22 protein-coding genes are annotated in these 22118 nt (G+C 70.6%); 13 read left to right on the top strand and 9 right to left on the bottom strand.

Annotation, left to right across the window (positions count from 1 at the left end):
- Nucleotides 1–35 precede the first annotated feature (35 nt).
- Nucleotides 36–2537, top strand: a complete 2502-nt coding sequence (locus tag C9I47_RS02225) for a DNA topoisomerase I (protein ID WP_111265293.1) — start codon at nt 36–38, stop codon at nt 2535–2537.
- A 117-nt stretch (nt 2538–2654) separates the two neighbouring features.
- Here C9I47_RS02225 and C9I47_RS02220 read toward each other — a convergent pair whose 3' ends face one another.
- The 3 genes from C9I47_RS02220 to C9I47_RS02210 are packed head-to-tail and all read right to left on the bottom strand — an operon-like array spanning nt 2655 to nt 4115.
- Nucleotides 2655–2954 carry a DUF6958 family protein gene (locus tag C9I47_RS02220; protein ID WP_111265292.1) on the bottom strand — a complete coding sequence of 100 codons (300 nt, stop codon included), beginning with the start codon at nt 2952–2954 and terminating at the stop codon, nt 2655–2657.
- Nucleotides 2947–3483, bottom strand: coding sequence for a GFA family protein (locus C9I47_RS02215; protein ID WP_111265291.1), 537 nt, complete (start codon nt 3481–3483; stop codon nt 2947–2949). Before C9I47_RS02215 ends, C9I47_RS02220 begins: the two co-directional genes overlap by 8 nt.
- Nucleotides 3480–4115: a TetR/AcrR family transcriptional regulator gene (locus C9I47_RS02210; RefSeq protein WP_111265290.1), complete on the bottom strand. Its 636-nt coding sequence runs from the start codon at nt 4113–4115 to the stop codon at nt 3480–3482. The genes C9I47_RS02215 and C9I47_RS02210 overlap by 4 nt, the downstream gene beginning before the upstream one ends.
- A gap of 285 nt (nt 4116–4400) precedes the next feature.
- Here C9I47_RS02210 and C9I47_RS02205 point away from each other — a divergent pair, with 285 nt between their 5' ends.
- The 6 genes from C9I47_RS02205 (at nt 4401) to C9I47_RS02180 (ending at nt 9312) form a co-directional block, all read left to right on the top strand.
- Nucleotides 4401–5621: a lytic polysaccharide monooxygenase auxiliary activity family 9 protein gene (locus C9I47_RS02205; protein WP_111265289.1), complete on the top strand. Its 1221-nt coding sequence runs from the start codon at nt 4401–4403 to the stop codon at nt 5619–5621.
- Between the two features lie 85 nt (nt 5622–5706).
- Nucleotides 5707–6270, top strand: coding sequence for a Sua5/YciO/YrdC/YwlC family protein (locus C9I47_RS02200; RefSeq protein ID WP_111265288.1), 564 nt, complete (start codon nt 5707–5709; stop codon nt 6268–6270).
- A 131-nt stretch (nt 6271–6401) separates the two neighbouring features.
- Nucleotides 6402–7025, top strand: coding sequence for a DUF1579 domain-containing protein (locus C9I47_RS02195; RefSeq protein WP_170288259.1), 624 nt, complete (start codon nt 6402–6404; stop codon nt 7023–7025).
- Nucleotides 7026–7088: 63 nt separating this feature from the next.
- Entirely contained in the window at nt 7089–7805 is a 717-nt protein-coding gene (locus tag C9I47_RS02190; RefSeq protein ID WP_190238579.1) for a DUF4124 domain-containing protein, read from the top strand.
- 3 nt (nt 7806–7808) lie between these two features.
- The gene (locus tag C9I47_RS02185) at nt 7809–8615 is read left to right on the top strand and encodes a DUF4124 domain-containing protein (protein ID WP_111265286.1); all 807 of its coding nucleotides are present in this window, start codon (nt 7809–7811) and stop codon (nt 8613–8615) included.
- 4 nt (nt 8616–8619) lie between these two features.
- A complete protein-coding gene (locus C9I47_RS02180) occupies nt 8620–9312 on the top strand; it encodes a hypothetical protein (RefSeq protein ID WP_111265285.1) in 693 nt (230 codons plus the stop codon).
- Between the two features lie 68 nt (nt 9313–9380).
- Here C9I47_RS02180 and C9I47_RS02175 read toward each other — a convergent pair whose 3' ends face one another.
- Nucleotides 9381–9671, bottom strand: a complete 291-nt coding sequence (locus C9I47_RS02175) for a hypothetical protein (RefSeq protein ID WP_111265284.1) — start codon at nt 9669–9671, stop codon at nt 9381–9383.
- Nucleotides 9672–9825: 154 nt separating this feature from the next.
- Nucleotides 9826–10602 (bottom strand): SDR family oxidoreductase, encoded by a 777-nt coding sequence (locus tag C9I47_RS02170; protein ID WP_111265283.1) that lies wholly within the window; start codon nt 10600–10602, stop codon nt 9826–9828.
- Nucleotides 10603–10731: 129 nt separating this feature from the next.
- On the opposite strand from C9I47_RS02170, the gene C9I47_RS02165 reads away from it, so the two are divergent.
- The gene (locus tag C9I47_RS02165) at nt 10732–10986 is read left to right on the top strand and encodes a hypothetical protein (protein ID WP_111265282.1); all 255 of its coding nucleotides are present in this window, start codon (nt 10732–10734) and stop codon (nt 10984–10986) included.
- A 559-nt stretch (nt 10987–11545) separates the two neighbouring features.
- On the opposite strand, the gene sppA is transcribed toward C9I47_RS02165, so the two are convergent.
- Entirely contained in the window at nt 11546–13432 is a 1887-nt protein-coding gene (gene sppA / locus C9I47_RS02160; protein ID WP_111265281.1) for a signal peptide peptidase SppA, read from the bottom strand.
- Nucleotides 13433–13518: 86 nt separating this feature from the next.
- Nucleotides 13519–14895 carry an MATE family efflux transporter gene (locus C9I47_RS02155; RefSeq protein ID WP_111265280.1) on the bottom strand — a complete coding sequence of 459 codons (1377 nt, stop codon included), beginning with the start codon at nt 14893–14895 and terminating at the stop codon, nt 13519–13521.
- A gap of 123 nt (nt 14896–15018) precedes the next feature.
- On the opposite strand from C9I47_RS02155, the gene C9I47_RS02150 reads away from it, so the two are divergent.
- Nucleotides 15019–16335, top strand: coding sequence for a DUF3667 domain-containing protein (locus C9I47_RS02150; RefSeq protein WP_111265279.1), 1317 nt, complete (start codon nt 15019–15021; stop codon nt 16333–16335).
- Nucleotides 16336–16345: 10 nt separating this feature from the next.
- Entirely contained in the window at nt 16346–16681 is a 336-nt protein-coding gene (locus C9I47_RS02145; RefSeq protein WP_190238578.1) for a DUF4286 family protein, read from the top strand.
- A gap of 7 nt (nt 16682–16688) precedes the next feature.
- Here C9I47_RS02145 and C9I47_RS02140 read toward each other — a convergent pair whose 3' ends face one another.
- The gene (locus C9I47_RS02140; protein ID WP_190238577.1) at nt 16689–17462 is read right to left on the bottom strand and encodes a DUF3106 domain-containing protein; all 774 of its coding nucleotides are present in this window, start codon (nt 17460–17462) and stop codon (nt 16689–16691) included.
- Nucleotides 17452–18468, bottom strand: a complete 1017-nt coding sequence (locus C9I47_RS17680; RefSeq protein WP_190238576.1) for an RNA polymerase sigma factor sigma-70 region 4 domain-containing protein — start codon at nt 18466–18468, stop codon at nt 17452–17454. The genes C9I47_RS02140 and C9I47_RS17680 overlap by 11 nt, the downstream gene beginning before the upstream one ends.
- Nucleotides 18469–18768: 300 nt before the next feature.
- Here C9I47_RS17680 and C9I47_RS17410 point away from each other — a divergent pair, with 300 nt between their 5' ends.
- The 3 genes from C9I47_RS17410 (at nt 18769) to C9I47_RS02130 (ending at nt 22080) form a co-directional block, all read left to right on the top strand.
- Entirely contained in the window at nt 18769–18987 is a 219-nt protein-coding gene (locus tag C9I47_RS17410) for a hypothetical protein (RefSeq protein WP_145985403.1), read from the top strand.
- A gap of 102 nt (nt 18988–19089) precedes the next feature.
- Nucleotides 19090–21333 carry a primosomal protein N' gene (locus C9I47_RS02135; protein ID WP_111265276.1) on the top strand — a complete coding sequence of 748 codons (2244 nt, stop codon included), beginning with the start codon at nt 19090–19092 and terminating at the stop codon, nt 21331–21333.
- Between the two features lie 87 nt (nt 21334–21420).
- Entirely contained in the window at nt 21421–22080 is a 660-nt protein-coding gene (locus tag C9I47_RS02130; protein ID WP_111265275.1) for a glutathione S-transferase family protein, read from the top strand.
- Nucleotides 22081–22118 lie beyond the last annotated feature (38 nt).

Genomic DNA, 22118 nt, shown 5'->3' with positions numbered 1-22118 from the left:
ACCGCCGTTCATATGCCGCCCCGTGGAGTCGCCGCATGGCCAAGAATCTGCTCATCGTCGAGTCGCCCGCCAAGGCCAAGACGATCAACAAATACCTCGGCAAGGACTTCACCGTCCTCGCCTCCTACGGTCACGTCCGTGACCTGGTGCCGAAGGAAGGCGCGGTCGACCCCGACCGCGGCTTCGCGATGCGCTACGACCTGATCGACAAGAACGAGAAGCACGTCGCCGCGATCGCCAAGGCCGCCAAGGCCGCCGAAGCCCTGTATCTGGCGACCGACCCGGATCGCGAGGGCGAGGCGATCAGCTGGCACATCGCCGAGATCCTGGCCGAGCGCGGCCTGCTCGAGGGCAAGAGCCTGCAGCGGGTGGTGTTCACCGAGATCACCCCGCGCGCGATCAAGGAGGCGATGAACCACCCGCGCGACATCTCCGAGCCGCTGGTCGACGCCCAGCAGGCGCGCCGCGCGCTCGACTACCTGGTCGGCTTCAACCTCTCGCCGGTGCTGTGGCGCAAGGTCCAGGCCGGGCTGTCCGCCGGCCGCGTGCAGTCGCCCGCGCTGCGGATGATCGTCGAGCGCGAGGAGGAGATCGAGGCGTTCAAGGCGCGCGAGTACTGGTCGGTCGAGGCCGAGTGCCGGCACCCCAAGCAGGATTTCACCGCGCGCCTGATCAAGCTCGATGGCAAGAAGTTCGAGCAGTTCACCCTGACCAACGCCGACGATGCCGAGGCCGCGCGCCAACGCCTGGTCAAGGCCGCCGGCGGCGTGCTCCAGGTCACCGACGTCACCTCCAAGGAACGCAAGCGCCGCCCGGCGCCGCCGTTCACCACCTCGACCCTGCAGCAGGAGGCCTCGCGCAAGCTGGGCTTCACCACCAAGCGGACCATGCAGGTCGCGCAGAAGCTGTACGAGGGCGTCGCCCTCGGCGACGAGGGCACGGTCGGCCTGATCACCTACATGCGTACCGACTCGGTCAACCTGTCGGCCGACGCGCTGACCGAACTGCGCGACGTGATCGCGCGCGACTTCGGCACCCACGCCCTGCCCGACAAGCCCAACACCTACCAGACCAAGTCCAAGAACGCGCAGGAGGCGCACGAGGCGGTCCGCCCGAGTTCGGCGCTGCGCACGCCGGCCCAGGTCGCGCGCTTCCTCGACGACGACGGCCGCCGCCTGTACGAGCTGATCTGGAAGCGCACGGTCGCCTGTCAGATGATCCCGGCCACCCTGAACACGGTCTCGGTCGACATGGCCGCCGGCAACGAGCACGCGTTCCGCGTCTCCGGCACCACCGTGATCGACCCCGGCTTCCTCGCCGTCTACGAGGAGGGCAAGGACACCAAGGGCAAGGACGACGACGACGAGGGCCGCAAGCTGCCGCAGATGCAGCCGGGCGACCGCATCCCGCTCGAGCGCATCCACGCCGACCAGCACTTCACCGAGCCGCCGCCGCGCTACTCGGAAGCCTCGCTGGTCAAGGCGCTGGAGGAGTACGGCATCGGCCGGCCGTCGACCTACGCCTCGATCATCGCGACCCTGCTGTTCCGCAAGTACGTCGAGCTGGAAAGCCGGCGCTTCCGCCCCACCGACGTCGGCCGCGCGGTCAGCAAGTTCCTCTCGACCCACTTCACCCGCTACGTCGACTACGACTTCACCGCGCGGATGGAGGACGAGCTGGACGCGGTCAGCCGCGGCGAGGAGGAATGGGTGCCGCTGATGGAGAAGTTCTGGGGCCCGTTCAAGGACATGGTCGCCGACAAGATGGAGTCGGTCGACCGCAGCGAGGCCACCGGCGCGCGCGAGCTGGGCACCGACCCCAAGACCGGCAAGCCGGTCAGCGTGCGACTGGGCCGGTTCGGGCCCTACGCCGCGCTCGGCAGCACCGCCGAGGACGCCGAGGAGAAGCCCAAGTTCTCCTCGCTGCGCCCCGGCCAGAGCATGCACACGATCACCCTCGAGGAGGCGCTTGAGCTGTTCAAGATGCCGCGCACGCTCGGCGAGTCCAACGGCGAGACGGTCAGCGTCGGCATCGGCCGCTTCGGCCCGTTCGCCAAGCGCGGCAGCACCTACGCCTCGCTGAAGAAGGAAGACGACCCGTACACGATCGAGCTCGACCGCGCGGTGTTCCTGATCGAGGAGAAGGAGGAGATCGCCCGCAACCGCATCATCAAGGAGTGGGACGGCCACGACATCCAGGTCCTCAACGGCCGTTTCGGCCCCTACATCAGCGACGGCAAGCTCAACGGCAAGATCCCCAAGGATCGCGAACCGGCCTCGCTGAGCCTGGAGGAGGCGCAGCAGCTGCTGGCCGAGACCGGCAAGCCGGCGCGCGGGCGCTTCGGCAAGAAGGCCGCCAAGAAGGCCGCTCCGGCCAAGAAGGCGGCGAAGAAGACCGCGACCAAGAAGGCCCCGGCGAAGAAGGCCGCGAAGAAAGCGACCAAGAAGGCGGCAAAGAAGGCGCCGGCCAAGAAAGCCGCCAAGAAAGCGAGCAAGAAGACCGTCGCCGGCAAGAGCGCAGGCAAGGCCGACGACTGAGCTCGTCGGCGCCGGGTTCGCGCGACACGACGGGGCCGCCATCGAGCGGCCCCTTCCATGCCGCCGCCGCTTGCGGCCGCGGCGACGGGATGGCGGGGCGATCGCGGTGGCTGCGCCCTAGTCGGCGACCCGGTACAGGTGAAGCGGCTTCAGCACCGCCCGCCTGATCCGCCCCTTGGCCTCCAGGTCCAACTGCACCGCCTTCAGCCACCAGCCCGCCGTGCTGCCACCGGGGAACAGCGCCTCGGGCAGGCGCGGCAGCAGCGCCTGTTTCGCGTCGGCCACGGTCATGCCCGGCGCCCGGTCCGGCAGCACCGCGAGCAGGGCGTCGCGCATCGCCAGGTACTTGCCCCGGTTCACCCGCCCGGTGCGTCCGGGCGTGTTGATGTTCTCGATCTCGATCTTGTCGTCAGGCATCGACCTTCTCCATCACCTCGATCTTCGGATTGCGGAATCCCATCCCGACCCAGGCCGCGAACAACTTGGCGAAGAAGCGCGGCGTATGGGTCTTCAGGTTGGGGATGTCGTCCGGCAGCGCCGAGCGGTCGCCCAGATCGCCGGTCATCGTGCGCAGCTCGGGGCGCGGCCGTGTCGCCTCCGGCCACAGGTGCAGATAGAGGCTCAGCCAGTGCGCCCCCTTCAGTTCGAGGAACAGCGGCGTGTTGCAGCAGGTCGCGATCACCCGGCGCGTGCCCGCGTCGGCCGACAGCCTGAATTCGCCCAGATGCCGCGCGCCGGCCGCGACCCGCACCCGGTCCTTGCGGTACTCCGCGCACGGCGTCGCCGCATACGGGGTGAGGATGGCGGTCGCGCCGGGCAGTAGCGCCAGCCGCTCGGCCGCCGCCCTGCAACTGGTGCACAGACATTCGGTGACCATGATCGGCGCGCCTTGCAGCGCCAGCCGGGTCTGCCCGCAGGCGCAGGCGAGCCGGGTGCCCTCGCTCATGTCGCGTCCTCCCCGGTGATCCGGAACAGCTGGCGGATGTAGCGATCCAGGTGGTCGAGACTCTCCCGCGCCAGCTCCGGGTCGTTGCCGGCCTTGGCCAGCACGAAGCCGCCCTGGATCACCGCCTGGGTGTGCCGGGCCAGACTCTCCGCGGTCCAGTCCGCATCGATGCCGCGGGCCCGACGTGCCGCCTCGATGTCGGCCACCAGCGTCGCCGCATGGCCGAAGATGCTGCGCCCGCAGGCATCGCGGATGTCCGGCGCGCTGGCGTGGACCTCCTGCGCCAGGGTGCCGGCCAGGCAGCTGAACTCGGCCGGCTCGCCGACGATGATCGCGCGGCGGAACGCCACATAGGCCAGCACCCGCTGCAGCGGATCGTCCGGCCGGTGATAAGGCGCGGCGGCGAAGAACCCGCTCGTCGTCTCGGCCCAGAACTCGGCGGCCGCGACCCCCAGTGCCTGCTTGCTGCCGAAGTGATGGAAGAACGCGCCCTTGGTGACATCGGCATGGCGGCACAACTCGTCGACCGAAGTCGCCGCGAACCCCTGGGCGCGGACCAGCGCCCGCGCCGCCTCCAGCAGGCGTGTGCGCGCGTTGCCGCGCTCCGGCGATTGCTTGGTGGGTCTGGGCATGGGTCGAACATACCATACGGTTGGTATGTATTGGAACACGGCAATGCGCACGTCTTCCACACCTCCGAGCCAACCGCCCACCCGATCGTCGCGAGGGCTTCTGGATGTCCCGTAATGTCCATTATGGACAAAGCAAGACAATCTATTTGATATATACATTTGAGACATGAATCCGGTCGAGAGAGACCAAATCATCGGCCCGGTCACGGTTCTTGATGACATCGTTGTCTAACTTGCGTCCCGAGAAGCTCCGTCCGGACAGGACATCCAACGAGGGACGCCGTCATGAAGACCCGCTTTGCCCCCCACACCACGCCCGAACCGCGCCCGCGACCGGCCCTGCGCCCGCTCGCGATCCAACTGATCGCCGCCGGCCTGTTGCTGTCGGCACTGCCGGCGCAACAGGCCCGGGCCCACGGCACCATGGTCAAACCGGTCAGCCGCATCTACGCCTGCGCCCAGGGCAACCGCGAGAACCCGACCGACCCGGCCTGCCGCGCCGCCTGGCAGGTCGCCGGCCCGCAACTTTTCTACGACTGGATGGGCATCAACCAGGCCAACGCCGACGGCAATCATCAGGCGGTGGTGCCCGACGGCAAACTGTGCAGCGGCAACAACCCGACCTTCCGCGGCCTCGACCTGGTCCGCGACGACTGGCAGGCCAGCGACATCGCGCCCGGGGCCGACGGCCGCTACACCTTCCAGTTCAAGGGCACGGCGCCGCACGCGACCCGCGACTGGGTGTTCTACGTGACCCGCGACGGCTGGGACCCCAACAGCGTGCTGAAGTGGTCCGACCTGGAGGAGTTCTGCCGGGTCGGCAACACCCCATTGTCGGCCGACGGCAACTACCTCCTCAGCTGCGCCCTGCCGCAGCGCAGCGGCCGCCACGTGATCTACAACACCTGGCAGCGCTCGGACTCGACCGAGGCGTTCTACACCTGCATGGACGTGAAGTTCGCCGGCGGCGGCGATCCGCCCCCGCCGCCGCAGTGGCGCGATGCCGGCGCGCTGATCGCACAGAATCCGCTGCCGGTCGGCACCACGGTCACCCTGCGCGTGTTCAACGCCGACGGCAGCGACGCCGAGCGTATCGAGACCACGATCGACAGCACCGGCCAGGGCACCACCACCGGCTGGCCGCGCCATGTCGGCGAGCAGGTCAACGCGCGCGCCGGCTTCGCCCGCATCGGCGTGCTCGACAACGGCGTGATCACCCCGATCGAGTCGGCCACCGGCAACCATGTCTACCTCAACGGCGACGACCGCAGCCATCAGCTCGACATCCAGCTGCCGTCCGACCCGCCGCCGCCGGGCGACTACGACTACGTCTACCCCGACGGCCTGGGCCAGTACGTGCCCGGACAGACCGTGGTCAAGGGCAGCGACGGCAAGCTGTACGCCTGCCGTCCGTTCCCGCAGGGTGGCTGGTGCAACATCAACAGCCCGGCCCACTACGCGCCCGGCACCGGCTCCAACTGGCAGGACGCCTGGCTCGAATACTGAGCGCCGAGCGTTCGCTGAACCGCCCCGGCCCAGGCCGGGGCGCGACCACATGACAGGCACCGCCGCCAGCTGACAGACTGGCGGCATGTCCGTACTGCCCGAACTCACCACCGCCGTCGACGCGCTGCGCCGCGGCGGCGTCATCGCCTACCCGACCGAGGCCGTCTGGGGCCTGGGCTGCGACCCGTTCGACCAGGCCGCGGTGATGCGCCTGCTCGACATCAAGCAGCGGCCGGTCGACAAGGGACTGATCCTGATCGCCTCGACCCCCGCCCAGCTCGACGGCCTGATCGACTGGGACGGGTTGTCGCCGCCGCAGCGAGACGCGGTCCGCGCCAGCTGGCCCGGCCCCAATACCTGGGTGGTCCCGGCCAGCGCACGGGTGCCGCGCTGGATCACCGGCGATCACGACAGCGTCGCGGTGCGGGTCAGCGCGCACCTGTCGGTGATCGGCCTGTGCGACGCGTTCGGCGGCCCCCTGGTGTCGACCAGCGCCAACCTCGCCGGCCTGCCCCCGGCATTCCTGCGCGACGCGCTGGACCCGGCGCTGCTGCAACGCGTCGATGCGATCGCCCCCGGCGAGACCGGCGGCATGACCGCACCGACCTCGATCCGCGACGCCCGCGACAACCGCCTGCTGCGCGCCTGAGACCGCGCGCGTGCCCCGCACCGCGGGGCCACGCTCTGCGGCAGCGCGTCATGCCGACCGCACACGATCGGCGTAGCCTCGTGGGCGGCCGCCGGTCCGGCGGCGATCGCACCACGCACAGGAGCACGACGATGAAGCAGACCCGCCTCACGATGCTGAGCTGCGCGCTCGCCATCGCCACCGTGGCTATTCCCGCCTTCGCCCAGGAGCCGGCCGCCGACCCCACCGCCGCGATGAGCGAGGAACAGAAGGCGATGATGGAGGCCTGGGCCAAGGCCGCCGCGCCGGGGCCGCAGCACGCCCGCCTGGCCGAGCAGTTCGTCGGCGACTGGACCTCGACCACCCAGTTCTGGACCGACCCGTCGGCGCCGCCGATGACCGAGACCGCCAGCGCGACCTCCAAGGCGATGTTCGGCGGCCGCCAGATCCGCATGGACTACAGCGGCCAGATGATGGGCGCGCCGTTCGAAGGCATGAGCCTGACCGGCTACGACAACGTGTCCGGACGCTACAACGCGGTCTGGATGGACAACATGTCGACCGGCACCTATGTGATGAGCGGCGACTACGACGAGGCCAGCAAGACCTATACCTATACCGGCGCATGGCCCGACCCGATGCAGGCCGGCAAGATGGTCCAGGTCCGCGAGACCGTGCGGATCGTCGACCCCGACCACCACGTGATCGAAATGTTCGAGAGCCACGACGGCGACGAACGGCGGACCATGCGGATCGAACTGCGCCGCGTCGAATAGGCGGGGTCACGTTTCCGCCGCCGCGCCCTTCCGTCGCGGCGCGCGCGGGCGCAAGATGGCGGCATGCGTCCGGTATGCCGCCATCGTTGCGCTGTCCTGCTGCCCGCGGTGCTCGCCGCGACGGCCGCGACCGCCCTGCCATGCGCGGCGCTGGCCGAGGACGTCGTCATCTACCGCTGCACCGACGCACAGGGCCGGCTGAGCCTGCGCGACACGCCCTGCGCCAGCGGCGAGCGACAACAGGTGCAGACCATGCTGCGACCGGTCGACCCGCCTCCCCGGCCCGTGGCTCCGGCGCCCCCGCCGTCGCCGCCCGCCGCCCCCGCGGTCGTGCAGACCGTGGTGTTGCAGCCACCACGACCGATGTACGAGTGCGTGACCCCGGACGGCGAGACCTATACCAGCGACACCGCAGAGGGCAATCCGCGCTGGGTGCCGCTGTGGACGCTCGGCTACCCGGCGGTGGCACCCTACCGGCGAAGCGGCGGCGAGTTCCGCGCCGACATCGGCGTGCACGACGGCCGCGTCGACGGCCGCATCAGCATCGACCATGCCGTCCGTGGCCGCCGCCACCCGACGGCGGCCGGCTATTCCGCCGGCACCTGGGTCCGCGACGCCTGCCATCCATTGCCGCAACAGGAGGTCTGCGACCGCCTGCGCGACCGCCGCTACGCGCTCGATCGCCGCTACAACAGCGCGCTGCAGAGCGAGCGCACCGAGATCGTCCGCGAGCAACGCGGGATCGACGCGCGCCTGGCCAACGACTGCCGGAACCACTGACCGATGCGATTGAACCTGATCCGGGCCGCGACCCCGGCCGTGATGGCCGCATGGCTGGCCGCCGCGTTGCTGGCCCCCGCCGCACACGCCCAGACCGTGCTGTACCGCTGCACCGACGCCGACGGCAACCTGACGATCCAGAACGGCACGCCGTGCCCGCCCGGCACCCAGGAGCGCAAGCAGGTCGTCGGCGAACTGCCCAGCGCGCCGCCGCAGCCGCCACCGCGGCGCTCGCTGCCGGAGCCGGAATGGCAGCTGCCGCCGCCCGAGTCGCGACCGGCGCCACCGCCTCCGGCACCGGCCGCGGCGGTGGAACCGGCCCTGCCGGCCCCCGGACAACCGTTGCTGCGCCCGGTCCCGCTGACCGTGGAAAGCGACGACATCGGCTCGATCAAGGACGCGCCCGGATTCGGACTGCTCGATTCGGGCACGCCCTCGGCCGAGCGCGAGCCGGTCGTTGACGCCGACGCCGACACCGCGGTCGAGGCGCCCACGCCTCCGCCGCTGCAGGCCTGCCGCAGCTGGGACAACGACCTCTACTACAGCGAAGCCGAAGAACCGCCGACCCGCTGCATGCCGCTGCGCACCACCGGCATCGGCGGCCAGGCCGGATTCGGCGCGGGCAGCGCCTGCGAAGTGGTCACCGACACCTGCGCGGCGGTGCCGGCCGAGCAACTGTGCGAGGCCTGGCTGCGCCGGCTGCGCGACGAGCAGGCCAAGCTGGTGTTCGCGCGCAGCGACGACCCGGCCGCGACCCGCGTCGAGATCGCACGGATCGAGGGCGTGCTCAAGGACAGCGGCTGCCACTAGGACGATGCGTGCGCCAGGCCCCCACGCGCCGACACGGGACGACGCCCGCTTCGCCCCCCAGCTGCGGGTCGCCGCGTTCGTGCTGGCGGCGCTGGTCCTCGGCCTGCTGCTCCTGACCGGCGCGCTGTGGCTGGAATCGCGGCGGCTGACGCCACCGCGCGATTACTTCCCCGAGGGCGTCCTCGAGCCGGCGGACCGGATGCGCTTCGGCCGCCTGCTCGCCGAGATGGGCGAGCCGGTGCTGGCCGCGTCCGGCGACGACGGGCAGTTCGCGCTGCGGATGCTGTACGACCCGTCCTGGGGCGACCCGCTCGCGGTCCGCTACCAGGCGACCGGCGGCCAGGGATTGCGGCGCCAGATCGTGCTCGACGATCCGGCCGATGACCGCGCGGACCGGCGCATCGCCGTGGTGCGCGAAAGCGCGGTTTCCGCCGATGAGCTGAGCGCGCTGAAACAACGGCTGGAACAGCAGGGGTTCTGGGCGCTGCCGCCGGGCGAAGAGGTATTCGGCAAGGACGGCTATCTGCTGCTGGTCGAGGCCGTCGACGGCGACCGCTATCAGCTGCTGGTGCGATGGACCCCGGACTCGCAGGCCGCCGAGCGCGGACTGGGCGGCCTGGTCGCGCTGATGAGCGAGGAGTTCAATCGCGACGGCATGCGCGTGTTTGTGGAGGACATGGACGAGCCCAGCCCCTAGTACCGCGAGCGCATGCCGTTGCGAGACAGGCGCCATCGGTATTGGCACCCAGGACGCGCGGCCGCAGATCAGCGATCTTCGTCCACCACCGCCGCATCCACGACTTCCATCTCCTGCGCTTCGAGTCCGATGGAATGAAAGGCACAGGCCTCGCCGTCCTCATCGAACCAGAATTTCCGTACCCAGGGTTGTCCGTATTCGTCGATCTCCTCGATCTCGAAGACCTCTCCGACCATCGACAGGAGGCCGGCTTTCTCATCGTCGGACAGATCGTCCAGCCACTGCGCCGATAGGCCCAGCAGACGGACGCGCATCCCCACGGCGACGGGCGAGCCATTCTTGTCCCTGGGTGCCTTCATGACGCTTCGCTTCCTCCTGCCCTGGTGAAATCAAGTCCAGGCGCCCAGCAAGGCAATCAGGCCGCAACCGGCCCACGCACTTCCTGCGTGCCTTTCAAATGGGCGATGCGCGGGTTGCAAAGAAGCAGCCGACTGCAATCGCATGCGTCAAGCCCTAGAACCCATACCGCAGGAACCCGCCGTCCACCGCGATGCATTCGCCGGTGATGTAGCCCGACGCCGGCAGGCACAGGAAGGCGACCGCGGCGGCGACCTCCTCCGGCTCGCCGATGCGGCCCAGCGGGGTGCGCAGCAGCACGTCGTCGAGGTAGTCCGGGTCGGCCAGCTTGCCGGAGGTGCGGCGGGTGCGGATGTACCACGGCGCGACCGCGTTGACGCGGATGCCGTCCTCGGCCCACTCGACCGCCAGGTTGCGGGTCATCTGGTGCAGCGCGGCCTTGCTCATGCCGTAGGGCGCGCCGGTGCGCACGTGGGTGGTGCCGGACACGCTGCCGATGTTGACGATGCTGGCGGCGCCGTGGCGGGCCAGCATCGGGTGCAGGTAACGCGACAGCTCGAACGCGGAGAACAGGTTGACCTCGAAGATCGAGCGCCACTCGTCGTCGGCGTACTCGGTGGCCGGCCGGGTCAGGTTGCCGCCGGCATTGTTGACCAGGATGTGCAGGCCGTCGCCGAAGTCCTCGACCCAGTCCAACAGCGCGCGGCGTTGTTCGTCGTCGGCGACATCGGCGACGAAGCCGGCGATCTCGCGATCGGGAAAGTCCTCGACCAGTTCGTCGCGCGCCGAGTCCAGCGCGGTCGCGTCGCGGGCGGCGATCAGCACGTCGGCGCCGAAGCCCAACAGTTCGCGCGCGATCGCGCGGCCGATCCCGGCGCTGCCGCCGGTCACCAGCGCGAGTTGTCCGTCCAGCCGCCAGCGTCGAGGGTCCATGCCTGTGTCCCGTGGTCCTGATGTCGTGGATCGCGACGCCGGTGGCCGCCTCGCGGCTGTTCATGGCGTCGTCCCGACGTAGCATAGCGCCGACACCACCGGCATCGGCCGGGAGCGACGGAGGAAGCCATGACCGCAAAGACCACCGGCGCGGCCGCGCTCGCGACCGGCCTGCTGCTCGCCCTGCTCGCCGCTTGCGGCAAGCCACGGGTGCCCGACAAGGAGCATCCGCCGGAACCGCAGGTCGAAGCCGCCGACAACGGCGGGACGACGGCGATGCGCGATGCCATCCAGGCCCCGATCGAACGCGCCAGGGCGGCCGAGCAGGCGGTGCAGGATGCCGCCGACGCACAGCGCGAGGCGATCGACGCGGCAACCGATTGAGCAATGCCGCTCGCCGCTCCACCGGGAGATCCTGGCTGCGTGCTCATGCGCTCCGGAACAGGCTTCGTAGGAGCTGCGTAAGCTGCGACCCCGGCCCTTCCCGGCAAGTCCCCATCGCGGCTCACGCCGCTCCTACGCCATGAAAGCATGGCCCAACCCCCCTGAGTCAGGGGGCGATTCGTGCCGTAGGCGCGAATGGGGGTGTGGAAGCGCAACGGCGGGGCCTAGGGTTTGCGCAGCAAACTTTGGGAGATATCCGGGCGCAGCCGGATATCGTTCCCCCCTGAGTCAGGGGGCGATTCGCATCGCAGATGCGAATGGGGGTGTGGAGGCGCAACGGCGGGGCCCAGGGTTTGCGCAGCGAACTTTGGGAGATATCCGCGCGCAGCCGGATATCGTTCCCCCCTAAGTCAGGGGGCGATTCGTGCCGTAGGCGCGAATGGGGGTGTGGAAGCGCAACGGCGGGGCCCAGGGTTTGCGCAGCAAACTTTGGGGATTCCCGGGCAACAGCCCGGGGATCGCGGTTTGCGGCGCCGCTACGGGCGCCGCATGGCGGGCCTTACAGTCCGCAGAAGCAGTGCGCCAGCGACTTCACCGGCACGCCGGCGCTCGGGCGCGCCGACTGCTCGAGGAAGCGCAGGTCGCCGGCCATCTGCGGCAGGCGCTCGCCGAGCAGGGCCTGGGCGAGGCTGGAATCCTTCAGCAGCGCCTGGCCGATCCGGGCCTGCGCCAGGTCGATGAAGAAGCGCTCGAACGGGGTCGCCAGCTTCTCGATGTAGCGCACGCCGTAGTCGTCGCGCTCGCCCAGTTCGGCGCGCTTGGCGACATCGTCGATCGCGTCCTGGAGGCCACCGAAGGCATCCACCAGTCCGCGCTCCTTGGCCTGCGCGCCGCTCCAGACCCGGCCGCGGGCGACCTCGTCGACCTGCTCGACCGGCTTGTTGCGCGCCTCGGCGACGCGACCGGTGAAGTCGCGATAACCCTTGTCGATCACCGCCTGCACGACCTCGCCGACGCCCGGCGCCAGCTCGCGGGTGATGTCGAACGCACCGGCGAAGCGGGTGGTGCCGACGCCGTCGCTGTGCACGCCGATCTTGTCCAGCGCGCGCGGAATGGTCGGGAACATGCCGAAGATGCCGATCGAACCGGTGATCGTCGACGGATCGGCGTAGATGCGATCGGCGTTCATGCTGATCCAGTAGCCGCCGGACGCGGCCAGGTCGCCCATCGACACCACCACCGGCTTGCCGGCGTCCTTCAGCGCGACCACCTCGCGACGGATCTGCTCGGAGGCGAACACCTCGCCACCGGGCGAATCCACCCGCAGCACCACCGCCTTGACCTTCTCGTCGTCGCGGGCCTGGCGCAGCAGCGTCGAGGTCGAGTCGCCGCCGATGCTGCCCGGCGGCTGCTCGCCGCCGGTGATCTCGCCCTCGGCGACGATCACCGCCACCTGCGGACGCGGATCGACCGCGGCCAGCGCGCTGCGATCGACGCGGGCCAGGTAGTCGGCCAGCGCGATCTGGCGGAAACCGCCCTCGGCATCCTCGTCGGCGACGCCGCGCTCGACCAGCATGTCGTCGAATTGCTCGCGGGTCTTCAGACCGTCGACCAGCTTCTGGTCCAGCGCATAGCGGGCCAGGTCGCCACCGGCGGCCTGGATGCCGACATCCATCTGCTCGATGTCCTGCGCGATCGCGGCCGCATCGAGCTTGCGCGCCTTGGCGACATCGGCCAGGTAGCGCTGCCAGAGGTCGTTCATCCAGTACAGATCGGCTTCCTTGGCCTCGGCCGACGCGGCGTCGAGCACGAACGGCTCGGCCGCCGACTTGTACTCGCCGACCTTGAACAGATGCATGTCGACGCCGAGCTTCTCCTGCAGCAGCTCGCGGTAATAGGTGCGATAGCGGCCCAGGCCCTCGAGCATCATCGCGCCCATCGGATCCAGGTAGACCTCGTTGGCCTCCGCGGCGACCTGGTACTGCCCCTGGCCCATGCCCGCGCCGAAGGCCAGCACTTCCTTGCCGCTCTCGCGCACCCGCGCGATCGCGGCCGCCAGCTCGCGCCGCGACGCCATGCCGCCGCCGCCCAGGCCGTCCAGGCGCAGCACCACGCGTTCGATGTGCTTGTCCTTGGCCGCCGAATCCAGCGCCAGCAGCAGGTCGCGCAGCTGCACCTCGCCCTGCTCCTGTCCCATGCTCTGGGCCAGTGCCCGCGACAGCGGATCGGCGCTGTACTGCTCGACCAGGGCGCCCTCCGGCGCGATCACCAGCGCGGTGCGCTCGAGCAGCGGGGCCTGCCCGTCGCCGCGGCCGATCACGATCAGCAGCATCAGCAGGAAGCCGAAGAACAGGATGTTGAAAATCAGTCGCCGGGTGAAATTCATCGCGTCCCAGAGACCGATGAAGAAGCGGACGACGGGACTTTGGCGGGATGCTTGGTTCATGTGACGCGACTCCTGGATCAGGCATCCAGCCTAACCGACCGCGACCGCCGGTTCATCCGCCTAACGTCACCCCTGCGATCGGGGCATCAGGCGCCGGTTGCGGGCAATTTCAGCCGTTGCGGCGCGCTGGCCCGCAGGAAACGGCTCGACAACAGCACCGCGGCGAAGCTCAACCCGGCGATAAGACCGATCCACATGCCCTTCGGCCCCCAGCCCAGGCCCAGGCCGAGCCCCGCGCCCAGCGGCATGCCGATGCCCCAATAGGCGATCGCGGCCAGCACCATCGGCACCCGGGTGTCCTTGAGTCCGCGCAGGGCGCCGGCCGACAGCACCTGGATGCCGTCGGGAAACTGGAACGCCGCCGCGTACAGCAGCAGGCTGGCGGCCAGCGCCGCGACCGCGGCATCGGCGGTGTAGAAGCCGACCACGAACTCGTTGCCCGCCAGCAGCAGCAAGGCCGAGCCCAGCTGGGTGCCGAGCATGATCGTGTAGCCGGCAAACGCGGCGCGGCGCACCCCGGAGGCATCGCTGCGACCGAGCGCATGGCCGACCCGCACCGTGGTCGCCTCGGCCAGCCCCATCGGAATCATGAAACACAGCGCGGCGACATTGATCGCGATCTGGTGCGCGGCCGCCGGGATCTCGCCGAGGCGTCCGATCAGCAGGGCGGTGGTGATGAACAGGCCGCCCTCCATCGCCACCGTCACCCCGACCGGCAGGCCGGTCGCCAGCAGTCCCCGGATCGCCGGCCAGTCGGGGCCGTCGAAGCGCTCGAACAGGTTCAGCTGGGCGAACCGCGGCGAACGCCACAGGTACAGCGCGAACGCCAGCGCCTGCGCCCACATCATCGCCGCCGAGGCCAGGCCCAGGCCGCCGGCGCCGAGTTCGGGCAGGCCGAACAGGCCCCAGGTCAGGGTGTAGCCGATCGGCACCAGCAACAGCAGCCCGCCGAACCCGAACAGCATCGTCGGCAGGGTCCAGTGCAGGCCGTCGCACAGGTAGCGCATGCACAGGTACAGGGTCAGCGCCGGCACGCCCCAGCGGATGCCGCGCAGGAAGGCCTCGGCGCCGGGGCGGATGCCGGCGGCGATGCCCATCGGTTCCAGCGCCGCCGTCGCCACCGTCATGAACGCGAACAGCAGCAGGCCGAGCCCGACCGACAGCCACAAGGCCTGCCGGAACAGCGCGCCGATCTCGTGCCGGCGGGCGCCGCCGTCCAGTTGCGAGACCGCCGCCGGCAACGCCATCAGGGTGCCCATCGGGATCATCACCGGCAGCCAGAACATGGCGGTGCCGACCGAGACCGAGGCCAGGGTGTCGGTACCGTGGTGGCCGGCGATCACGCTGTCGACGAAGCTGATCAGGCCGGTGGCCAGATGGCCGAGCACCAGCGGCGCGGCGAGGATCGCGGAGGCGCGCACCTCCCGGCCAAATGGCGGGCGCGCAGGCGGGGTGGAAGACATGGAAGCACCGTTTGGCGACTTCGGCCGGCAGCGATCGGGTGTCGCGCGCTGGCGCCGGGTCACGGCAGGCGGCTATCTTAGCCGCGATTTCCTGAACCGGTGCGCGGCGAGCGCGCAACCGCCATGACCGATCAAATCGTCGGCTCCCCGGCCGATGCCGTCCCGCCGCTGCCCGAACACGGCCTGTGCGCGAACTGCGATGCCCCGCTGCACGGGCACTACTGCCATGCCTGCGGCCAGTCCACCCACGACCCGGTCCGCCACGTCGCCCACGCGATCGAGGAGGTGTTCGAGTCGTTCTGGCACCTGGACGGGCGCGTGTTCCGCACCCTGCGCGACCTGATGTCGCCGGGCAAGACCGCGGTCGAATACCTGGCCGGGCACCGGGTGCGCTACATCCCGCCGCTGCGACTGTTCGTGATCCTCAGCGTGCTGACCTTCTTCATCGGCGCGGCGACGATCCACGTCGAGAACAACCGCGAGGCTGGCCAGGCCAAGGGCGCGTCCGTGCCCGGCGTCACCGACATCGACATCTCGGGCATCTCGGATGCGGCGACGGTCGAGGAGGTCGAACGCGAGCGCGACCGGCTGCTGGCCGAGTTCGCCCAGGCCCGCGAGGCGTTCGCCCGGGAAGCGCCGATCCCGGGCCTGGATGCGACGATGATCGCCGGCGAGGTCCGGATCCGCGGCGAGGCCGACAACCGCATCGAACAGCTGCGCCGCAAGGCGGACAAGGCGGCGCCCGCCGACGCCGCCGGGGCGCCAGCCGCGGCAGCCGCCCCGGCCACCGCCGTAGCGGAGGCAACGGAGCCCGAAGACACCGGCGCAAGCGGCGAGGCCACGCCCGCTGACGACGGGGTGGAATGGGAAGGCCCCTTGTTCACCAGCGACTCGGAGGCCTTCGATCCCAGGCTCAACCCGGTCCGGATCGCCTGGCTGCCTCAGTTCGCCAACGATTGGGTCAACCGCAAGCTCGGCTATGCGATGGCCAACGGCAAGCGGTTCTGGGAGCGTCCGGAGCTGGGTTTCCAGGCCTTCATGGCCTCGCTGCCGTCGGCGCTGTTCCTGCTGGTGCCGGTGTTCGCGCTGCTGCTCAAGCTCGCCTACCTGTTCAAGCGCCGCCTGTACCTGGAGCACATGGTGGTCGCGCTCTACAGCCACTGTTTCCTGCTGCTGGCGCTGGCGGCGACCTTCCTGCTCAGCGCGCTGGGCAACGCGCTCGCGGGCGTGGCGGGCTGGTTGTCGAGCGGAATCGGCCTGGTCGCGATCGCGATCCTGTGCTGGATGCCGATCTACCTGCTGCTGATGCAGAAGCGCGTCTATCGCCAGGGCTGGCTGATGACCACGATCAAGTTCATCGCCCTGGGCTATGTGTACTGCTTCCTGCTCGCCTTCGCCGCCAGCATCATGTTCATCGCCGCGCTGGCGAAGCCGGTATGAGCGCATGCCGATGACCGACCGCGACCGCGGCGTCGTCTACGAGGTCAACCTCGATGTCGAGACGGCGGCGATCGATGCCTTCCGGGCCTGGCTGCACGCGCACGTGGCCGAGATCCGCGCGCTGCCGGGTTTCCTCGGCGCGCAGGTGTTCGATGTCGTCGATCCGGAACCGGCGGGCGACCGAGTCGCGCTGTGCGTGCAGTACCGGCTGCGCGACACGGCCGCGCTGGAGGACTATCTGCGCGAACACGCTCCGCGCATGCGCGCCGACGGCCTGGCGCGCTTCGGCGGCCGTTTCGTGGCCTCCCGGCGGGTCATGGCGGTATCGCCTCCTGCCGGCGACTGACCGCGGCTCAGCGCTCCAGCCGCTCCCACAACCACTGCTGCAGGCGCTCGCCCGGTGTCGCGATCAACTCCCGGCGCAGGGCGTCGCGCGCCTGCGGCGGAGTGCGCTGGACCAGCACGCCCAACTGCCGGCGCTGGGCCGCGCTCATCGAGTGCAGCACGTCCAGCAACGGCGCCTGCTGTTCGGCCGGAAGCTGCGCCAGCAGCGGGTGCAGCCGCGGATAGTCGGCGCCCAGCGCCGGTCCCAGCAGCCAGCCCCGGCGTTGTTCCTGCGGCAGCGCGGCGAAGCGTTTGCGCAGCTCGGCGCGCTCCGCTTCCGGTCGCTGCGCGAACCCGCGCGCCATCTCGCCCAGCCGTTCGCGCTGGGGTTCCGGCAGCGCCTGCCAGGCGTGCCAGGCCTCGCGGCGCCCGCCGCGGGTATCCGCGTCCAGGGCGTCCCAGCCCGCGACCCGCTCGGCAAAGGCCGCGCGCTGCGGCGGCGACCACGCCTGCCAACGCACCGCGTGCCGGCGCAGGCGCATCGCGTCGGCTTCCGGCAGTCGCGACAACAGCTCGGCCAGGGGCGCGGGCAGGGCGTCCAACGATACTGACGAGACCGGCGCGACCGCGGTCATGGCGACCGCCTCGGCGGCGCGATCGTCGTGATCGACAGGCGTCGCGGTGGAGACCGCCGTGCCGTCCGGCAACGGCGTCGCAGCCAGGGTCGGGATGCCCGCGAGGCCCCCGACGGCCACGATCCCGGCCACCGCCATCAGTCCCGGCCAGGATCTGCTAGAGCGCATCGCCGGTATCCGTTTCGGGGCCACTGGACGTTTCGTCCGGCCCGGGAACCGCGTGCCCCCCACCCTCCTCCAGGGTCGGCAGCATTGGATCGGGGGGCCCGTCCGCCTCCGCCGCGAGCCAGCTGTAGAACGCCAGATCGTCGGCGATCGCGGCATTTTCGGGGTCGGCCAGGCGTTCGAAGTCGGGGTGCGCGACCAGCGCGGCGACCCCGTCGTAGGTCCGCGCCGGCGGTTCGGCGGCCGGCAGCGGCTCGACCCGCACGGCGCCGTCGATGGCCGGCGACCACGAGGCGAACGGCCCCAGGCCCCGGAATGGCCACCAGAACGTGGCGACGAAGGCCAGCGCGCACAGCGCCAGCAACAGCCACAACAGTGCGATCAGGCCGCGGCGACGCGGCGACGGCGACGGCCGGGGCTCGACGCGGGGCATTGGCGCTTCCGCCGCCGGTTCGGGCAGGGCGCCCGCCAAGGCGGTCTCGCGGGCCTGGGCCAGGCGCGACTGGCGCGCCTCCGACAGGCCGCGGATACGCCGCTGCACCTGCTCGCGCAATTGCAGCCATACCTGCTCCCCGGACAGCCCGCCACCGGGATCGGCCATCGCCTTGTGCAGGGCCAGGCGGTAGCTGGCCGGACTGATGCCCATGACCCGGGCGGCATCGTCCTCGCCCAGTCCCGCGGCCATATGCAGCAGCACCGCGGCACGCGGCCCATGGCCGAGCTCGGCCAGGCGATCGGTCGCCTCCAGTGCGATCGAGACCCCGACATGCCGCTGCAGAGAAGGCTGCGCCAGCAGCACCGCCCAGAAGCACTGCGGCCACTCGTTCATCGACAGGTAGTCGGTCTCGGAGCGGAATGCGTACAGCGCGGCCTCGACTGCGGCATCGCCGATCGCGGCATCGCCGGCCTGGAGCTCGGCCAGCACCGCCGCCCGCCGCTCGACCCCACGCATGAACGCGGCCAGTGCGGCGGAGGCGGGGCGGGGTTCGCGGCGTGCGCGGTCGGACACGGGTCGGGCGGCGGAGGTCTGCGGGGGAAATCGACGGCCGACGGCCCTCGTGCGGGCATCATAGCCACGCGCCGCTGAACTGCACCGGCAAGCCCGGATCGGCCCGACGGCGCGGTTTCGGGCCCCCGGTCGGAGAACCCGCTGACGCATGTGACAGGGTCGCCGATTCAGGCTTGACATCGACGTATTCCGTGCTCCGCAAGGCGGGGCGGGGTTTACGCCCTCCATGCGGTTGTGCACAGCAGTAAAGAAAGCGTCACTTGCCTGGTGGGGGCAAACCTACGGCCTTGGATGTCGCTAATGTTTCACGGCCAAGCCATTGATACAAAAGGGAAATATGGCGGTGGCTATTTTTTAGCCAAGCTGGCGGGAAGGCTTGTTGCAATGGGGTTACGCCGATCTGCCGACACGGCATGCACAGAGTTATCCACAGTCAATGTGGATAAGGAAATTTCTCCTTTGGCTACGGTAACTTGCGTGACGTTCATCACGCAGCAGGGAACTTTGACCCGCAACTGACACATCACCTGGCGTTGACGCGGGGTGATCCGCGGATGCCGGTGCCGTGTCGATCCGGCCGCCGGCCTGTCGCGATCGCGGGGCGCGCCCTAGACTGCCGCGATGCCCCCCGTCCCGTCCTCCGAACCGACCGCCGCCGCTGCCCCATCGCGGACGGTCTGGCAGGTCGCACTGCCGATTCCGCTGCCCAGGCTGTTCGATTACCTGCCGCCGGCCGGCGACGACGGCAGCGATCCGGTCGGCTGCCGGGTCCGGGTCCCGTTCGGCCGCAATGGCGAGAAGGTCGGGGTGGTCGCCGCAGTGGCCGACGCCGACGCCGCGCCGGCGGAACTTAAAACGGTGGCGGCCCGGCTCGACCCGGCCCCACTGCTGCATGGCGAACTGCTCGACTCGCTGCGCTGGCTGGCCCGCTACACCCACGCCCCGCTCGGCGAAGCGCTGGCGACCGCCCTGCCCGGTCCGCTGCGGCATGGCGAGCCGCTGCCGGACACCCGCCGCTGGGGCTGGCGCCTGAGCGAGGCCGGCGCCACCGCGCTGGCCGCGATGCGTGCCGGCCGGCCGCGCGAACTGGCCGAGCGTCTGGCGAGCGGCCCGCTCGACGAGGACACCCTGGGCACGATCGACGGCGCGCGCGCGGCCGCGCGCAGCCTGGAGAAGCGCGGGCTGGCCGAACGCGTCGTCCTGGCCGCCTCGCGCGCCCCGGGCGCGGCGTCGGCGGGGCCGACCCTCAATGCGGAGCAGCAGGCCGCGGTCGACACGGTGCTGGCCGCCCGCGACCGCTTCCAGCCGCTGCTGCTGGACGGCGTCACCGGCAGCGGCAAGACCGAGGTCTACCTGCACGCGATCGCCGACTGCCTCGCACGCGGGCGCCAGGCGCTGGTGCTGGTGCCGGAGATCGGCCTGACCCCGCAGACCCTGGCGCGCTTCCGCGCCCGCCTCGGGGTCGGCGTGCACGCGCTGCACTCGGGCCTGGCCGACGGCGAGCGCGCGCGGGTCTGGGCGGCGGCCGCGCGCGGCCAGGCACGGGTCGTGGTCGGCACCCGCTCGGCGGTGTTCCTGCCGCTGCCCGAGCCGGGCCTGATCGTGATCGACGAGGAGCACGACGGCAGCTTCAAGCAGCTCGACGGCATCCGCTACCACGCCCGCGACTTCGCCCTGGTCCGCGGCAAGGCCCTGGCGGTACCGGTGGTACTCGGCAGCGCCACGCCGTCGCTGGAATCGCTGCGCAACGCCCAGCTCGGACGCTACGCCCATCTGCGCCTGCGCCAGCGCGCCGGCGCCGCCAGACCGCCGCAGGTGCGGGTGATCGACGTGCGCAAGCGGCCGCTGGATGCCGGCCTGTCGCCGGAACTGTTCGCCGCGATCGGACGCGCGCTGGACGCCGGCGGCCAGGTGCTGGTGTTCAAGAACCGCCGCGGCTACGCGCCGGTGCTGCTGTGCCACGACTGCGGCTGGTCGGCGCAGTGTCCGCGCTGCAGCACCGAACTGCACGGCACCCCGATGACCGTGCATGCCGGCGGCCGCCGGCTGCAATGCCATCACTGTGGCGCGCGCCAGCGCGTGCCCGACGCCTGCCCGGATTGCGGCGGGCTGTCGCTGCAGCCACAGGGTGCCGGCACCGAGCGCATCGAGGACGCGCTGAAGGCGCGCTTCCCCGACACCCGGGTGGTGCGGATCGATCGCGGCAGCACCCAGCGCCGCGACGCGATGGAGCGCTTGCTGGCCGAGTTCGGCGATGCGCCGGGCATCCTGGTCGGCACCCAGATGCTGGCCAAGGGCCACGACCTGGCCGGGCTGACCCTGGTCGCGGTGGTCGGCATCGACGAGGGCTTGTTCAGCGCCGACTTCCGCGCGCCGGAAAAACTCGCCCAGTTGCTGATCCAGGTCGCCGGCCGCGCCGGCCGCGCGCAGCGACCCGGCGAAGTGCTGCTGCAGACCCACCACCCCGACCACCCGCTGCTTGCGACCCTGCTGGGCGGCGGCTATCACGCCTTCGCCGAGGCCGAACTGCCGCTGCGCGAGGCCGCCGGCTTTCCGCCTTCCACGCACATGGCGATGCTGCGCGCCGAAGCCCGCCAGGTCGAAATCGCCGAAGGTTTCCTGCGCATCGCCCGCGACGCCCTGCGCGACGCCTGCGACGACGACACGGCGCTGGAGATCAGCGGCCCGCTGCCGGCGCCGATGCCGCGACGCGCCGGCTACCAGCGCGCGCAATTGTTGCTGACCGCGCCCGATCGCCGCCGCCTGCATGCCGCCCTCGATGCCGCGTTGCCGACCATCCATGCCGCGCCGGAGTCGCGCAAGGTGCGCTGGTCGCTCGACGTCGATCCGATCGATCTGTACTGAATCCGGCCTCGGACATCGCGCCTGCGACACGGTGTCGATTCCGGCGCCGTCGGTTCGTCGTGTCGATGAACCTCCAAGGAGCCGCGCATGAACCTGCAGTTGTTCGCCCATCCGTTCTCGTCCTACAGCCAGAAGGTACTGATCGCGCTGTACGAGAACGACACCCCGTTCCAATACCGGATGCTGTCGCCCGAGCACCCGGACAACCTCGCCGAATTCGCCCGCCGCTGGCCGATCGCGCGTTTCCCGCTGCTGGTCGACGGCGACCGCCAGGTCGAGGAGACCTCGCTCATCATCGAACACCTGCAACGCCATCATCCCGGTCCGGTCGCGCTGCTGCCCGCCGACCCCGGCGCCGCGCTGCCGGTACGCCGGCTCGACCGCCTGTTCGATCTGTACGTATCCACACCGATGCAGAAGATCGTGCTGGATCATCTGCGCCCCGAATCCGAACGCGACGGCCATGGCGTCGAACAGGCGCGGCAGAGGCTGGACACCGCCTACGCCTGGCTCGACGCCGAACTGGGCGAGCGCCGCTGGGCCTGCGGGGCGTCCTTCACCCTGGCCGACTGCGCCGCCGCGCCGGCCCTGTTCTACGCCGACTGGGTGCAACCGATCGACGCATCCCTGGAACGCCTGCGCGGCTACCGCGCACGCCTGCTGGCGCACCCTTCGGTCGCACGGGCGGTCGACGAGGCACGTCCCTACCGCGAACTGTTCCCGCCCGGCGCACCCGATCGCGACTGAGCGGACCAGCGCCGACGGACGCATCGCCTGGCCGGAAC

This window comes from Marilutibacter maris (assembly GCF_003233695.1).
Lineage (GTDB): Bacteria > Pseudomonadota > Gammaproteobacteria > Xanthomonadales > Xanthomonadaceae > Marilutibacter > Marilutibacter maris.
Note: the sequence above shows the minus strand (reverse complement) of the source record. Positions and strands in the feature narration are given on the sequence as shown.

Bases quoted from the DNA above. Each gene is read 5' to 3' on its own strand.
- C9I47_RS02225 (WP_111265293.1), top strand. From the start codon at position 36: ATGGCCAAGAATCTGCTCATCGTCGAGTCGCCCGCCAAGGCCAAGACG.
- C9I47_RS02220 (WP_111265292.1), bottom strand. From the start codon at position 2,954: ATGCCTGACGACAAGATCGAGATCGAGAACATCAACACGCCCGGACGC.
- C9I47_RS02215 (WP_111265291.1), bottom strand. From the start codon at position 3,483: ATGAGCGAGGGCACCCGGCTCGCCTGCGCCTGCGGGCAGACCCGGCTG.
- C9I47_RS02210 (WP_111265290.1), bottom strand. From the start codon at position 4,115: ATGCCCAGACCCACCAAGCAATCGCCGGAGCGCGGCAACGCGCGCACA.
- C9I47_RS02205 (WP_111265289.1), top strand. From the start codon at position 4,401: ATGAAGACCCGCTTTGCCCCCCACACCACGCCCGAACCGCGCCCGCGA.
- C9I47_RS02200 (WP_111265288.1), top strand. From the start codon at position 5,707: ATGTCCGTACTGCCCGAACTCACCACCGCCGTCGACGCGCTGCGCCGC.
- C9I47_RS02195 (WP_170288259.1), top strand. From the start codon at position 6,402: ATGAAGCAGACCCGCCTCACGATGCTGAGCTGCGCGCTCGCCATCGCC.
- C9I47_RS02190 (WP_190238579.1), top strand. From the start codon at position 7,089: ATGCGTCCGGTATGCCGCCATCGTTGCGCTGTCCTGCTGCCCGCGGTG.
- C9I47_RS02185 (WP_111265286.1), top strand. From the start codon at position 7,809: ATGCGATTGAACCTGATCCGGGCCGCGACCCCGGCCGTGATGGCCGCA.
- C9I47_RS02180 (WP_111265285.1), top strand. From the start codon at position 8,620: ATGCGTGCGCCAGGCCCCCACGCGCCGACACGGGACGACGCCCGCTTC.
- C9I47_RS02175 (WP_111265284.1), bottom strand. From the start codon at position 9,671: ATGAAGGCACCCAGGGACAAGAATGGCTCGCCCGTCGCCGTGGGGATG.
- C9I47_RS02170 (WP_111265283.1), bottom strand. From the start codon at position 10,602: ATGGACCCTCGACGCTGGCGGCTGGACGGACAACTCGCGCTGGTGACC.
- C9I47_RS02165 (WP_111265282.1), top strand. From the start codon at position 10,732: ATGACCGCAAAGACCACCGGCGCGGCCGCGCTCGCGACCGGCCTGCTG.
- sppA (WP_111265281.1), bottom strand. From the start codon at position 13,432: ATGAACCAAGCATCCCGCCAAAGTCCCGTCGTCCGCTTCTTCATCGGT.
- C9I47_RS02155 (WP_111265280.1), bottom strand. From the start codon at position 14,895: ATGTCTTCCACCCCGCCTGCGCGCCCGCCATTTGGCCGGGAGGTGCGC.
- C9I47_RS02150 (WP_111265279.1), top strand. From the start codon at position 15,019: ATGACCGATCAAATCGTCGGCTCCCCGGCCGATGCCGTCCCGCCGCTG.
- C9I47_RS02145 (WP_190238578.1), top strand. From the start codon at position 16,346: ATGACCGACCGCGACCGCGGCGTCGTCTACGAGGTCAACCTCGATGTC.
- C9I47_RS02140 (WP_190238577.1), bottom strand. From the start codon at position 17,462: ATGCGCTCTAGCAGATCCTGGCCGGGACTGATGGCGGTGGCCGGGATC.
- C9I47_RS17410 (WP_145985403.1), top strand. From the start codon at position 18,769: ATGTTTCACGGCCAAGCCATTGATACAAAAGGGAAATATGGCGGTGGC.
- C9I47_RS02135 (WP_111265276.1), top strand. From the start codon at position 19,090: ATGCCCCCCGTCCCGTCCTCCGAACCGACCGCCGCCGCTGCCCCATCG.
- C9I47_RS02130 (WP_111265275.1), top strand. From the start codon at position 21,421: ATGAACCTGCAGTTGTTCGCCCATCCGTTCTCGTCCTACAGCCAGAAG.